9 protein-coding genes are annotated in these 13,344 nt (G+C 62.0%); 5 read left to right on the top strand and 4 right to left on the bottom strand.

Features of this window, described 5'->3' with window-relative positions:
• Positions 1-136 precede the first annotated feature (136 nt).
• On the bottom strand, positions 137-1,555 hold the full coding sequence (locus ACI77D_RS12265; protein WP_221293829.1) for a short-chain fatty acid transporter: 1,419 nt from the start codon (positions 1,553-1,555) through the stop codon (positions 137-139).
• Positions 1,556-1,741: 186 nt separating this feature from the next.
• Between ACI77D_RS12265 and ACI77D_RS12260 the strand changes: the two genes are divergently transcribed.
• On the top strand, positions 1,742-3,031 hold the full coding sequence (locus ACI77D_RS12260; protein WP_407016634.1) for an MFS transporter: 1,290 nt from the start codon (positions 1,742-1,744) through the stop codon (positions 3,029-3,031).
• A gap of 3 nt (positions 3,032-3,034) precedes the next feature.
• On the opposite strand, the gene ACI77D_RS12255 is transcribed toward ACI77D_RS12260, so the two are convergent.
• The gene (locus ACI77D_RS12255; protein WP_064450549.1) at positions 3,035-4,405 is read right to left on the bottom strand and encodes a gluconate:H+ symporter; all 1,371 of its coding nucleotides are present in this window, start codon (positions 4,403-4,405) and stop codon (positions 3,035-3,037) included.
• Between the two features lie 216 nt (positions 4,406-4,621).
• Here ACI77D_RS12255 and ACI77D_RS12250 point away from each other — a divergent pair, with 216 nt between their 5' ends.
• The 4 genes from ACI77D_RS12250 (at position 4,622) to ACI77D_RS12235 (ending at position 11,162) form a co-directional block, all read left to right on the top strand.
• Complete coding sequence (locus tag ACI77D_RS12250) at positions 4,622-5,527, top strand: cation diffusion facilitator family transporter (RefSeq protein WP_407016633.1); 906 nt, start codon at positions 4,622-4,624, stop codon at positions 5,525-5,527.
• A 109-nt stretch (positions 5,528-5,636) separates the two neighbouring features.
• Complete coding sequence (locus ACI77D_RS12245) at positions 5,637-6,857, top strand: TolC family protein (RefSeq protein ID WP_407016632.1); 1,221 nt, start codon at positions 5,637-5,639, stop codon at positions 6,855-6,857.
• 18 nt (positions 6,858-6,875) lie between these two features.
• Positions 6,876-7,982, top strand: coding sequence for an efflux RND transporter periplasmic adaptor subunit (locus tag ACI77D_RS12240; RefSeq protein ID WP_407016631.1), 1,107 nt, complete (start codon positions 6,876-6,878; stop codon positions 7,980-7,982).
• 18 nt (positions 7,983-8,000) lie between these two features.
• Positions 8,001-11,162 (top strand): CusA/CzcA family heavy metal efflux RND transporter, encoded by a 3,162-nt coding sequence (locus ACI77D_RS12235; protein WP_407016630.1) that lies wholly within the window; start codon positions 8,001-8,003, stop codon positions 11,160-11,162.
• Here the strand turns inward: ACI77D_RS12235 and ACI77D_RS12230 are convergent.
• The gene (locus ACI77D_RS12230; RefSeq protein WP_407016628.1) at positions 11,077-12,513 is read right to left on the bottom strand and encodes a heavy metal sensor histidine kinase; all 1,437 of its coding nucleotides are present in this window, start codon (positions 12,511-12,513) and stop codon (positions 11,077-11,079) included. The two genes, ACI77D_RS12235 and ACI77D_RS12230, sit on opposite strands and share 86 nt — an antisense overlap.
• Positions 12,510-13,184, bottom strand: a complete 675-nt coding sequence (locus ACI77D_RS12225) for a response regulator transcription factor PcoR (protein WP_053254221.1) — start codon at positions 13,182-13,184, stop codon at positions 12,510-12,512. Before ACI77D_RS12225 ends, ACI77D_RS12230 begins: the two co-directional genes overlap by 4 nt.
• Positions 13,185-13,344 lie beyond the last annotated feature (160 nt).

Below are 13,344 nucleotides of genomic sequence, written 5' to 3'. Positions count from 1 at the left end.
GATGACTATCGGGTTTCGTAACGGGGCCGCGCTGCAACGCATCGTGTTCACCTTGATCGGTTGAAGGCCGATCAAGGTGCAGGAGGCGTTGCCGGGCCTGAGGGCGAAGCTTAAGCAGGCAATGTGACAGAAGCGTTTACGGCATCACGGGAGGCAGGTATTTGAGCGTCGTGCCCAGCGCCCATAGCAGGAACAATACCAACGGCGTGTGTACCAGCAGTTGCACAAACGAGAAACCAATCAGGTCTCGCGCCTTCAGCCCCAACACGCCGAGCAACGGCAGCATATAGAACGGGTTGATCAAGTTCGGCAGCGCCTCGGCAGCGTTGTAGATCTGCACAGCCCAGCCCAAGTGGTATTGCAGGTCATTGGCCACTTGCATCACGTAGGGCGCTTCGATGATCCACTTGCCGCCGCCCGATGGAATAAAGAAACCCAGCACCGCGGAGTACACGCCCATCAACAACGCATAGGTGTCGTGAGACGCGATGGAGGTAAAGAAGGTCGAGATATGGTGCGCCAGGGTCTGGCCGTCGCCGCCCTTGACCACGGTCATCAGCGCCGCGATCGAGCCATACAGCGGAAACTGGATCAGCACGCCGGTGGTGGTCGGCACGGCGCGGGCCACCGCATCGAGGAAACTGCGCGGGCGCCAGTGCAGCAGCGCGCCGACCATAATGAACAGGAAGTTATAGGTGTTCAGCCCCGAGATGGCGCTGATCGCCGGCTTGGTCGAGAACTCATGGAACAACCAACCGGCCGCCAGCAATGCCAGCAGAATGGTTAGCAGCGGGCTGTGTTCCAACCATTCACCCGGGCGGGTTGGCGCTTGAATCTTGGGCAGGTTGAAGGCCGGGTCGACGCCGCAGGCCTTGGCATCACGGGCGCTGTTCGGCCCTGGTGCGGTGGCGTAAGCGATGATCAGCGAGACCACGATCAACGCCAGCAACATCACCCCGGATTGCCACAGAAAGATCGTGTCAGTGAACGGAATCACCCCCGTAATCGACAGAATCGACGGCGGCAAGCTGGCCGGGTTGGCCTGTAGTTGCGCAGCCGACGACGACAGTCCCAATGCCCACACCGCGCCCAGGCCCAGGTAGGCGGCGGCACCGGCCGCGCGGTAGTCCATGCGTAAATCCGTACGGCGGGCGAGTGCGCGCACCAGCAAACCGCCAAACACCAGGGACAAGCCCCAATTGAGCAGGGAGGCGACCATGGAAATCAACGCCACCCACGCCACGGCCGAGCGGCCGTTTTTCGGGATGCGCGCCAGGCGATCGATCAGTTTTACCGCAGGTGGCGAACTGGCCACCACATAACCGCCGATCACCACAAAGGCCATCTGCATGGTGAACGGGATCAGGCTCCAGAACCCATCACCGAAGGCTTTGGCGGCCTCGGTCGGCGCGGCGCCCATGCCCAGAGTCGCCACGGCGACGATAATCACGGCGAGGGCGGCAAATACCCAAGAGTCAGGAAACCAGCGTTCGGCGAAGTTGGAGCAACGCAGGGCAAATCGGGCATAGCGGCTTTCTTCGATAGCATCGGCCACGAGTCTTTCCTTTTGTATTTATTATGGGTTTTGGCAGTTTTACGGCATGTTCCTCTACGCCCATTGTTTTGGGAATGTAGTTATCTTCATTGATCCATGAGTAAAACAAATATATCTGTCGCGATTGCCATCATTGGGCTCAGCTCATAACCTGCACGCCATTTTGTTTGTCTGCCGAGCCTCCACATGACTGCCACCTTTTCCCCACAGGCGCAGCGTTTTTCCCGCACCGACTACAAAACACTGGGCCTGGCCGCCCTCGGTGGCGCCCTGGAAATCTACGACTTCATTATTTTCGTATTCTTTGCGCTAACCCTCAGCCAGTTGTTTTTCCCACCGGAAATGCCCGAGTGGCTGCGCCTGCTGCAAAGCTTCGGCATCTTCGTCACCGGTTACCTGGCGCGCCCGCTGGGCGGCATCCTGATGGCGCACTTCGCCGACCACCTGGGGCGCAAGCGCGTATTCAGCCTGAGCATCCTGATGATGGCGCTGCCCTGCCTGCTGATCGGGATCATGCCCACCTACGCACAAATCGGTTATTTCGCGCCGCTGATCCTGCTGGTGCTGCGCGTGCTGCAAGGCGCTGCGGTGGGCGGGGAAGTGCCGAGCGCCTGGACCTTCGTCGCCGAACACGCGCCGCGTCATCACCGTGGGTATGCCTTGGGCTTCCTGCAAGCCGGCCTGACCTTCGGCTACCTGCTCGGCGCACTCACCGCGACATTGCTGGCGCAACTGTTCACCCCCGCCGAAATCCTCGATTACGCCTGGCGCTTCCCGTTCCTGCTCGGCGGCGTCTTCGGTGTGATCGGCGTGTGGTTGCGCCGCTGGCTCAACGAAACCCCGGTGTTCCTCGAAATGCAGGCCCGCCGCCAGGCCGCCGCCGAATTGCCTCTGCGCACCGTGCTGCGCGACCATCGCGCCGTGTTGCTGCCGGCAATGATCCTCACCTGCGTGCTCACCTCGGCCGTGGTAGTGCTGGTGGTCATCACCCCGACCATGATGCAAAAAACCTTCGGCATGAGCCCCAGCCACACCTTCGCCTTGAGCGCGCTGGGCATTGTTTTTCTGAATATCGGTTGTGTACTGGCCGGCCTGCTGGTGGACCGCATCGGCGCCTGGCGCACGGTGCTGGTCTATAGCCTGCTGCTGCCGGTGGGCATTGCGGTTCTGTATGCCAGCCTGATCAGCGGCGGCGTGTGGCTAGGGGCGGCGTATGCGGTAGCGGGCTTGAGTTGCGGGGTAGTGGGCGCAGTGCCGTCGGTGATGGTCGGCCTGTTTCCGGCGCCGGTGCGGGTGTCGGGGATTTCCTTCACCTACAACATTGCCTACGCGCTGTGGGCGAGTACCACACCGCTGTTGTTGATTGCGTTGATGCCGACGAGCCCGTGGATTTGCGTGGGCTATTGCGTGGTGATGGGGGCGGTGGGGGTGGCGAGTGTGGCGCTGTTTGGCAAGCGCCACACCTTGGCGACCTGAGGGTCAGGTCAGAAAGTGCCAGAGCAACAGCGTACCGACCAGCCCGACCACCGAAACAATCGTCTGCAACACCGACCACACCCAGATCGTCTGTTTGAGCTGCAAGCCGAAGTACTCACGCACCATCCAGAACCCGGCGTCGTTGACGTGGCAGAAGAACACCGAGCCGGCGCCAATTGCCAATGCCACCAATGAACTCTGCGTAGCCGCCAGCCCGGCCATCATTGGCGCGAGGATGCCCGCCGTCGTGGTGGTGGCGACCGTCGCCGAGCCGGTGGCCTGGCGCAGGGCCACGGCAATCAGCCAGGCCAGCAGCAGATACGGCATGTGCGCGCCTTCGGCGACCTTGCTGATGGTCTGGCTGACGCCGGCGTCCAGCAGGGTTTGCTTGAGGCCGCCGCCGGCGCCGATGGTCAGCAACAACACGGCGATGGGCGCGAGGGCTTTGCGCAGGGTGTTGCCGACTTCGGCACGCGGCATGCCGGCGGCCCAGCCCAGGCAAACCACCGCGGCGATTACCGCCAGGCCGAGGGCGATCAGCGGCTCACCGAGGAATTTCAAGGTCAGCGCCAGTGGGTTTTCCGGTGACATGGCGACCTTGGCCAAGGTGCTCCCGAGCATCAAAATCACCGGCAGCAAAATGATCAGCAACGACACGCCGAAACTCGGCTGGCGCGGCGCCTTGGGCGGTGCGCTGAACAGCGCGCCGATGTCGGCCGGTTCATCCACGTGCATGCGCTTGGACAGCCAGTTGCCATAGAGCGGGCCGGCCAGAATCACTGCCGGCACCGCCAGGCAGAAGCCCAGCAACATGGTCAGGCCGAGGTCGGCGTGCAACGCGCTCACCGCAATCAGCGGTCCCGGATGCGGCGGCATCAGGGCGTGCAGGGTGGTCATGCCCGCCAGTGCGGGGATGGCGATTTTCAACAAGGGCTGGTTCGAACGTTTGGCCATCACAAAGATGATCGGCACCATCATCACCAGGCCGACTTCGAAGAACAGCGGCAAGCCGATCACCATGGCCACCAGCGCCATTACCCAGGGCAGTGATTTGCCTTTGCCCAGCCCGAGCAGGGTGGTGGCGATACGGTCGGCTGCGCCGGATTCCGCCATCAGCGCACCGAGCATCGAGCCCAGCGCGATGATAATTCCTGCTTCACCGAGAATCGCCCCGGCGCCTTTGCTGAAGGCTTTGGCGACTTCCTCCGGGGGCAACCCGGCACCGACACCCGCGATAAACGTACCGATCAAAATTGACAGGAACGGCGGCAGCTTGGTCGCGCTGATCAACACAATGATGCTGGCGATCGCCAGCAGAACGCAGAACATGAGGCGGGTGTCGTGAACCATCCACGCGGCAGTCGATAACTCCAAAGCGGGACTCCTTATCGAACAGGTTGGCTAATATGTTTCTTTTTGTTTCCTGCTCGAAAAGCATACCTGATAGAACTGTGCCAGAGCGTCCATGTGCGATTTTGGTGCGCGTCATGTAACGGCGGGCTGTCGCGCGGATGACAAATTTGCAACCCGTGCCCGAGTATTTGGCCTATAGCTCTATGATCAACGGACCACACCTTTTGAGGATATTTCATGAGCGCAGGACATAACCACGGCCAAGCACGCGCCGGCCACGAGCGTCTTCTATGGATCGCCCTCGTGCTGACCAGCAGCTTCATGATTGCCGAGGTGATCGGCGCGTTTATCACCGGCAGCCTGGCGCTGTTGTCCGACGCCGCGCACATGATGACCGACGCCCTGGCTCTGGCGATTTCCCTGGTGGCCATCCAGGTTGCCAAACGCGCAGCCGACCGCAAGCGCACCTTTGGTTATGCGCGTTTCGAGATTCTGGCGGCCGCCTTCAATGCGCTGCTGCTGTTCGCCGTGGCGTTTTACATCCTGTATGAGGCCTATCAACGGCTCCAGGCACCGGCTGAAATCCAGTCCACCGGTATGCTGGTCATTGCGGTGCTGGGGCTGATCGTCAACCTGATTTCCATGCGCCTGCTCAGTGCCGCCAGCGGCGAAAGCCTTAATGTGAAGGGCGCTTACCTGGAAGTCTGGAGCGACATGCTCGGCTCTATCGGCGTGATCATCGCGGCGGTGGTGATCATGTTCACCGGCTGGGGTTGGATCGACTCCGTGGTGGCGGCGGCGATTGGTTTCTGGGTGTTGCCGCGTACCTGGACGCTGCTCAAGGAAAGCATGAACGTGCTGCTGCAAGGTGTGCCGGACGGGGTTGATATCGATCAGGTCGAGCAGGCCATTCGCAAGGTGCCCGGGGTCAAGGACGTGCACGATCTGCATATCTGGGCCCTGACCAGCGGCAAGAATGTGCTGAGCACTCACTTGGTGGCGGACTCGTCGCTCGGCACGGAGCAGCAGATCCTCGCGCTTGTGACGGAATTGCTGCACGAACAATTCGATATTTCCCACGTCACGTTGCAGGTTGAAGGCGAAGGGTTTCATCACGACGAACATGACGACGTGCACGCCTGATCCTCGCTAACGGATTTGTAATGTTCTGCCCACCGCCCTGATAAGTACCGAAAGCTACATTGCCCCCGCTGGGAAACCTCAGCGACTTCATGGGCGTGGAACTTTCGTTATGGCAATTTCCGTTAAAACACTGTTGGGGGCGACTGCGTTGTGGGTGGTGGCCAGTGCTGTCCAGGCGCAAACCCTCACGCTTGATAGAGCCCTGCAAACCGCGTTTGCCAACAACCCTGACCTGGCTGCCGCGCAGTGGGAAATCGACATCGCCCAGGGCGGTCGCCAGCAGGCGGGCTTGATCCCCAACCCGGTGGCCTCCTGGGATGCTGAAGACACCCGCCGCAGTACGCGCACCACCACCGTCAAACTCAGCCAGACCCTGGAACTGGGCGGCAAACGCGGTGCGCGGATTGACCTGGCCACTCGGGCCCAGGACGCTGCCGCACTGACCCTGGAGCAGCGTCGCAACGGTCTGCGCGCCGATGTGATCGACAGCTATTACGGCGCCCTGCGTGCCCAGGAGCGCCTCGACCTGGCGCAACGCTCTATGGCCCTGGCCGAGCGCGGCCTGGTGGTCGCCAACGGCCGCGTCACGGCCGGCAAGTCGTCGCCGGTCGAAGCCACTCGCGCGCAGGTGCAGGTCTCGGAGATCCGCCTGGAACTGAACCGCGCGCAGATCGGCCTGAGCGACGCCTATCGCCGCCTTGCGGCCATTACCGGCAGCGCCGCGCCTGATTTCCAGGCGGTCGCCACACAACGCCAATCCGCTCCGCCATTACCGGCCTCCACACCGTTGCTCGCGCGTCTTGAGCAAACCACGGAGCTGCGCCTGGCTGAACTGCAAATCCAGCAAAGCGAAGCCAGCGTCGGCCTGGAAAAAGCCCAGCGGATTCCCGACCTCGACGTGTCGATCGGCAGCCAGTACGACGCCAGCGTGCGCGAGCGGGTGAACCTGGTGGGCGTGTCGATGCCGATCCCGCTGTTCAACCGCAACCAGGGCAACGTGCTCGCCGCCAGCCGCCGCGCCGACCAGGCCCGTGACTTGCGCAATGCCACCGAGTTGCGCCTGCGCACCGAAACCCGCCAGGCCCTGGACCTGTGGCAAACCGCGAATACCGAAGTGCGCGCCTTCAACCAACAGATCCTGCCCGCCGCCCAAAGCGCGGTGGACAGCGCCACCCGGGGTTTCGAGATGGGCAAGTTCAACTTCCTCGACGTGCTCGACGCCCAGCGCACCTTGATCGCCGCGCGCACCCAGTACCTCACGGCGACCGCCCAGGCCACCGACGCCTGGGTACGCATCGAACGGATTTACGGCGACCTCGCCCAGTTTTGATTTTTTCTGGAGTCTTTTATGAAGCATAAACACGGTGTGGCGCTGGCCGTCGCCCTGGGCCTGATGCTGTCTGGTTTTGCAAACGCCGAAGAAGAGGAGGGCGCACTCGAACTCACTGAGCAGCAGATCCAGGCCGCCGGTATTCAACTCGCCCAGGCCCAGTCACGCGCCATCAGCACCCTGCTGACACTGCCAGGAGAAGTGCGTTTTGATGAGGATCGCACCTCGCACATCGTCCCGCGCGCGGCCGGTGTGGTGGAGGCTGTGAAGGTCAACCTCGGCCAATCGGTTAAGAAGGGCGAGCTGTTGGCGGTGATCGCCAGCCAGCAGATTTCCGACCAGCGCAGTGAGCTGGCAGCCAGTGAGCGGCGGGTCGAACTGGCGCGCACCACCTTCCAGCGCGAGCGCCAATTGTGGCAGGACCAAATCTCCGCCGAGCAGGATTACCTGCTGGCGCGCCAGGCCTTGCAGGAAGCGGAAATCGCCCTGAACAACGCCCGCCAGAAAATGACCGCCCTCAGCGGCAGCGCAGTCCTGGTCGGCGGTAATCGCTATGAACTGCGTGCGCCCTTCGCCGGCATGGTGGTGGAAAAGCACCTGGGAGTCGGCGAGGTCGTGAGCGAAACCAGCAACGCGTTCACCCTTTCGGACCTGTCCCAGGTATGGGTCACCTTCGGTGTATTTCCCAAGGACTTGAACAAGGTGCGCGTCGGTAAACCGGTGAAAGTCAGTTCTACGGAAATGGGCACCGACGTGCTCGGCACCGTGGCCTACGTCGGCAACTTGCTCGGTGAGCAGACGCGTACCGCCACCGTGCGCGTGAACGTGCCCAACCCCGACGACGCCTGGCGCCCCGGGCTGTTTGTCACCGTGCAATTGGCCACTGACACCTACCTGGCCAAGGTCACCGTGCCTCAAGCCGCGATCCAGACCATCGAGGACAAACCCTCGGTGTTCGTGCGCACGCCGGACGGTTTTATCACCCGCCACCTTGAGCTGGGCGTGAGTGAAAACGGCTACGTCGAAGTGCGCCAGGGTCTCGACGCCGGGGCGCAGGTGGCGACTGTCGGCAGCTTCATCCTCAAGTCCGAACTGGGTAAAGGCTCGGCCGAGCACGCCCATTGATCCTGCGAGTGATTCCCCATGTTTGAGCGCCTTATCCAATTTGCCATCGAGCAGCGCATCATCGTGCTGCTGGCCGTGTTGTTGATGGCCGGTGTCGGCATCGCCAGCTATCAGAAATTGCCCATCGACGCCGTACCCGACATCACCAATGTGCAGGTGCAGATCAACTCGGCGGCGGCCGGGTTTTCGCCGCTGGAAACCGAACAGCGCATTACCTTTCCCATCGAAACCGCCATGGCCGGGTTGCCGGGTCTGCAGCAGACGCGGTCGCTGTCGCGCTCCGGTTTGTCCCAGGTGACGGTGATTTTCAAAGACGGTACCGACCTGTTCTTCGCCCGCCAATTGGTCAATGAGCGCCTGCAGGTCGCCCGTGGACAATTGCCCACCGGCATCGAAACCGCCATGGGGCCGATTTCCACCGGCCTCGGGGAAATTTTCCTGTGGACCGTCGAGGCCGAGGACGGCGCACTCAAAGAGGATGGCACGCCCTACACGCCGACCGACCTGCGCGTGATCCAGGACTGGATCATCAAGCCGCAACTGCGCAACGTGCCCGGTGTGGCCGAGATCAACACCATCGGCGGCTTTGCCAAGGAATACCAGATTGCCCCGGACCCCAAGCGCCTCGCGGCCTACAACCTGACGTTGACCGATTTGGTTACGGCGCTTGAGCGCAACAACGCCAACGTCGGCGCCGGTTACATCGAGCGCAGCGGCGAACAGCTGCTGATCCGCGCGCCGGGGCAAGTGGCGTCGATTGATGACATCGCCAATATCGTGATCACCACTTCCGATGGCACGCCGATCCGCGTGCGCAATGTGGCGCAGGTCGAAATCGGCCGTGAGCTGCGTACCGGCGCCGCCACCGAAAACGGCCGTGAAGTGGTGCTGGGCACGGTATTCATGTTGATCGGCGAAAACAGCCGCACTGTGTCCCAGGCGGTGGCGAAAAAACTCGAAGAGATCAACCGTTCGCTGCCCGCCGGCGTGGTCGCCGTCACCGTTTACGATCGCACCAACCTGGTGGAAAAAGCCATCGCCACCGTGAAGAAAAACCTCTTCGAAGGTGCGCTGCTGGTGGTTGCGGTGCTGTTCCTGTTCCTGGGCAACATCCGCGCGGCGTTGATCACCGCGATGGTGATTCCCCTGGCGATGTTGTTCACCTTTACCGGGATGTTTACCAACAAAGTCAGCGCCAACCTGATGAGTCTTGGCGCACTGGACTTCGGCATTATTGTCGACGGCGCGGTGGTGATTGTCGAGAACGCCATCCGCCGCCTGGCGCATGCGCAACAGCGCCACGGCCGTTTGTTGACCCGCAGCGAGCGGCTGCACGAAGTATTCGCGGCGGCCAAAGAGGCGCGGCGGGCGCTGATCTTCGGGCAGCTGATCATCATGGTGGTTTACCTGCCGATCTTCGCCCTCACTGGCGTGGCCGGGAAGATGTTCCACCCTATGGCCTTCACTGTGGTAATCGCGCTGCTGGGCGCGATGATTCTGTCGGTGACGTTCGTGCCGGCCGCGATTGCGCTGTTCGTCACCGGCAAGGTCAAGGAAGAAGAAAACCTGGTGATGCGCACGGCGCGTCGGGTCTATGCGCCGGTGCTGGATTGGGTGATGGCGCGCCGCCCGTGGGTATTTGGCTTGGCGGTGTTGACCATTGTCGCCTCTGGGGCGGTGGCCAGCCGCATGGGCAGTGAATTCATCCCCAGCCTCAGTGAAGGCGACTTCGCCCAACAGGCCCTGCGCGTGCCGGGCACCAGCCTGACGCAATCGGTGCAGATGCAGCAGCAGCTTGAGAAAACATTGAAGGCCCAGGTACCGGAAATCGAGCGGGTCTTTGCGCGCACCGGCACTGCGGAAATCGCCTCTGACCCGATGCCGCCGAATATTTCCGACAGCTACGTGATGCTTAAACCGAAGGCGCAGTGGCCCGATCCAAACAAGTCCCGCGAGACACTGATTGCCGACATCCAGCGCGCCAGTGCGATTGTGCCGGGCAGTGCGTATGAACTGTCGCAACCGATCCAGCTGCGCTTCAACGAGCTGATTTCCGGGGTGCGCAGTGATGTGGCAGTGAAGGTGTTTGGTGACGACATGTCGGTGCTCAACAAAACCGCCGGGGAAATCGCCGAGACCCTGCAAAAGCTGGAGGGCGCCTCGGAAGTCAAGGTCGAACAGACTTCCGGCTTGCCTGTGCTGACCATCAATATCGACCGCGACAAGGCCGCACGTTTCGGCCTGAATGTGGGCGATGTGCAGGACACCATTGCGGTTGCCGTGGGCGGGCGTCAGGCCGGTACGTTGTACGAAGGTGATCGCCGCTTTGACATGGTCGTGCGTTTGTCCGACGCCCTACGCACCGATATCGACGGGCTGTCACGGCTGCTGATTCCGGTGCCGGCGCTGGCCGGCAGTGCGGCTGGGCAGTTGGGCTTTATTGCCTTGTCCCAGGTCGCGAGCCTGGACCTGGTGCTCGGCCCCAACCAGATCAGCCGCGAGAACGGCAAGCGCCTGGTGATCGTCAGCGCCAACGTGCGCGGGCGGGATATCGGCTCGTTTGTCGAAGAGGCCGAGGCGGCCATCAGCACTCAGGTGAAAGTCCCCGCCGGTTATTGGACCACCTGGGGCGGCCAGTTCGAACAGTTGAAGGAAGCGTCCGAGCGTTTGCGCATCGTGGTGCCGGTGGCATTGCTGCTGGTGTTCGGGCTGTTGTTCATGATGTTCAACAACCTCAAGGACGGCCTGTTGGTGTTCACCGGGATTCCTTTCGCGTTGACGGGTGGGATCATGGCGCTGTGGTTGCGCGATATTCCGCTGTCGATTTCGGCGGGCGTGGGCTTTATCGCCTTGTCCGGCGTTGCGGTGCTTAACGGGCTGGTGATGATTGCCTTCATCCGCAACCTGCGTGAGGAAGGGCGCGCGTTATCGGTGGCGGTCAACGAAGGGGCGCTGACCCGTTTGCGCCCGGTATTAATGACCGCGCTGGTGGCGTCCCTGGGGTTTATCCCGATGGCCCTGGCCACCGGCACCGGCACCGGCGCCGAAGTGCAGCGCCCGTTGGCGACGGTGGTGATTGGCGGGATTATTTCTTCTACGCTGCTGACCTTGCTGGTGCTGCCCGCGCTTTATCAGTGGGCGCACCGCAAGGAAGAGGAAACACCAGGCGAAACAGTGTGAAACCACCGGGCAGGCTGCGCACGTCAGCCTGCCCCTGGTGCAGGGTCATGATCGACCGCACGATGGCCAGGCCCAGGCCGGTGCCACCCTCGGTGCGAGCGCGGCTGCTGTCGACACGGTAGAAGCGTTCGAACAGGTGCGGCAGGTGGTGCGCTTCGATGCCGGGGCCGGGGTTGCTGACCGACACCGACGCCGTGTTCCCGTAGGCCTCCACCAGCAGCGAAATATGCGAGCCCGCAGGGCTGTGGCGGATGGCATTGGACAGCAGGTTCGACAGGGCGCGCTGGATCATCAGGCGATCGCCGTGCACGTGAGCATCGCCGCTGAGGGTCAGGGTCAGTTGTTTGTCTTCGGCACTGAGGGCGAACAAGTCCATCACCCGATCCGTTTCAGCCGCCAGCGACACCGCCGCGAACGAAGCCCGCGCCGCCGGGTGGCTGACCTGGGCCAGAAACAGCATGTCGGAGACGATACGCGCCAGGCGCTCCAGCTCTTCGGTGTTGGATTCCAGCACGGCTTTGTATTCGTCAGGCGGCCGCTGGCGCGACAGCGTCAACTGGGCTTTGCCCATCAGGTTGGTCAGGGGCGCGCGCAATTCGTGGGCGAGGTCATCGGAGAATTGCGACAGTTGCTGTACCCCAGCGTCCAGGCGATTGAGCATCACATTAAAGCCTTGCGCCAACTCGCCCAGCTCCTGGGGCAGGTTGTCGACGGAAAGACGATGCGTGAGGTCCTGAGTGGTGACTTTGGCCGCCACATGGCTGAACTGTTTCAACGGCGCCAGCCCGCGCTGCACCAGCCACCAGGCGCCCATGCCGATCAAGAGCAGCAGCATGGGCAAGGCGATCACCGTGGCGCGCAGGTAAGCACTGAGCAGCGCTTGATCGTCGGTACGGTCCAGGGACAGCAGCACGCGCACACGTTCGCCGCTGGCCAGGCGCATCAGGCTGGAGGCGCTGAGCACTTGGTTGCCGACACTGTCGGTCCAGTTGAGGTAACCGAGGGTTTCCCGTGGGGTGAAGTCTGTGAGCAAAGGTGTCTGAGGCTTGGCCCCGGTGCTCAGCAGCACGCTTTCGTCGGGTGCGGTGCCGACGATGGTCAGGTAGAAGTTGTCATGGCCAATCACCAGGTCCATCAGTGAATGCGGGCGGGCGCGGATGGTGTTCACGTCCATGCCCTGGGCCACGCTGTGCTGGATCTGTTCCATCTTGCTTTCCAGGCCCTTGCGCGCCAGCTTTTCCAGTTCGTGGGTCAGGGCCAGGTACGCCAGGGTTGCCAGCAACAGCACCAGGCCTGCGCCCATCACACTGACCGTCAGGCCCAGGCGCATCGACAAACTGCCGGTTTTCATCCGCGCGCCTCCAGCACATAACCCACGCCGCGAATGGTGTGGATCAGCTTGACCTCGCTCTGGTCATCCACCTTGGCCCGCAGGCGGCTGATGGAGACTTCCACGACGTTGGTGTCGCAGTCGAAATTCATGTCCCACACCAGGGAAATGATTTGCGTGCGGGTCAGCACTTCGCCGGTTTGGCGCATCAATACCTGCAGCAGGGCGAACTCTTTGGTGGTCAGGTCGATCCGTCGGGAGCCGCGATACGCGCGATGGCGGCGTGGGTCCAGCTCCAGGTCCTGCACGCTGAATACTTCCGGTTGAGGGATATGCTCGCTGCGTCGCAGCAGGGTGCGGACCCGTGCGAGCAATTCGGGAAACTCGAAGGGTTTGACCAGGTAATCATCGGCGCCCATGTCCAGGCCCTTGATCTTGTCGGCCAGCCGGCCACGCGCGGTCAGCATCATTACCCGTTGCGTGCCATTGCGGCGCAATTGCTCCAGCACTTCCCAGCCATCCTTGCCCGGCAGGTTGACGTCAAGAATGACCAACTCATACGCGTGCTGCCCGGCCAGGTGCAGGCCGTCGATGCCATTGGACGCGCAGTCGACCACATAGCCACTTTCACTCAGGCCTTGCTGCAAATAGTCAGCGGTTTTTTGCTCGTCCTCAACCACAAGGATACGCATAGAAATTTACCTTTTACTGAAAGAGAAGAGGTCCATTTCCCTATGGAATCAGGTGTTTTGAGAGTAGGGAAATTCTGAAGTCTGAAGTAGCTTCAGGGTCAACTGCGACCATTGGTCGCGACTTAGCTTGCGGGCAAAAAAAACGCCCCAGAGGGGCGTT

It is taken from the genome of Pseudomonas sp. O39 (assembly GCF_045447295.1).
Lineage (GTDB): Bacteria > Pseudomonadota > Gammaproteobacteria > Pseudomonadales > Pseudomonadaceae > Aquipseudomonas > Aquipseudomonas antarctica_A.
Note: the sequence above shows the minus strand (reverse complement) of the source record. Positions and strands in the feature narration are given on the sequence as shown.

Excerpts from the sequence above, each read along its gene's own strand:
- ACI77D_RS12260 (WP_407016634.1), top strand. The coding sequence starts at position 1,742 with ATGACTGCCACCTTTTCCCCACAGGCGCAGCGTTTTTCCCGCACCGAC.
- ACI77D_RS12235 (WP_407016630.1), top strand. The coding sequence starts at position 8,001 with ATGTTTGAGCGCCTTATCCAATTTGCCATCGAGCAGCGCATCATCGTG.
- ACI77D_RS12250 (WP_407016633.1), top strand. The coding sequence starts at position 4,622 with ATGAGCGCAGGACATAACCACGGCCAAGCACGCGCCGGCCACGAGCGT.
- ACI77D_RS12230 (WP_407016628.1), bottom strand. The coding sequence starts at position 12,513 with ATGAAAACCGGCAGTTTGTCGATGCGCCTGGGCCTGACGGTCAGTGTG.
- ACI77D_RS12225 (WP_053254221.1), bottom strand. The coding sequence starts at position 13,184 with ATGCGTATCCTTGTGGTTGAGGACGAGCAAAAAACCGCTGACTATTTG.
- ACI77D_RS12240 (WP_407016631.1), top strand. The coding sequence starts at position 6,876 with ATGAAGCATAAACACGGTGTGGCGCTGGCCGTCGCCCTGGGCCTGATG.
- ACI77D_RS12245 (WP_407016632.1), top strand. The coding sequence starts at position 5,637 with ATGGCAATTTCCGTTAAAACACTGTTGGGGGCGACTGCGTTGTGGGTG.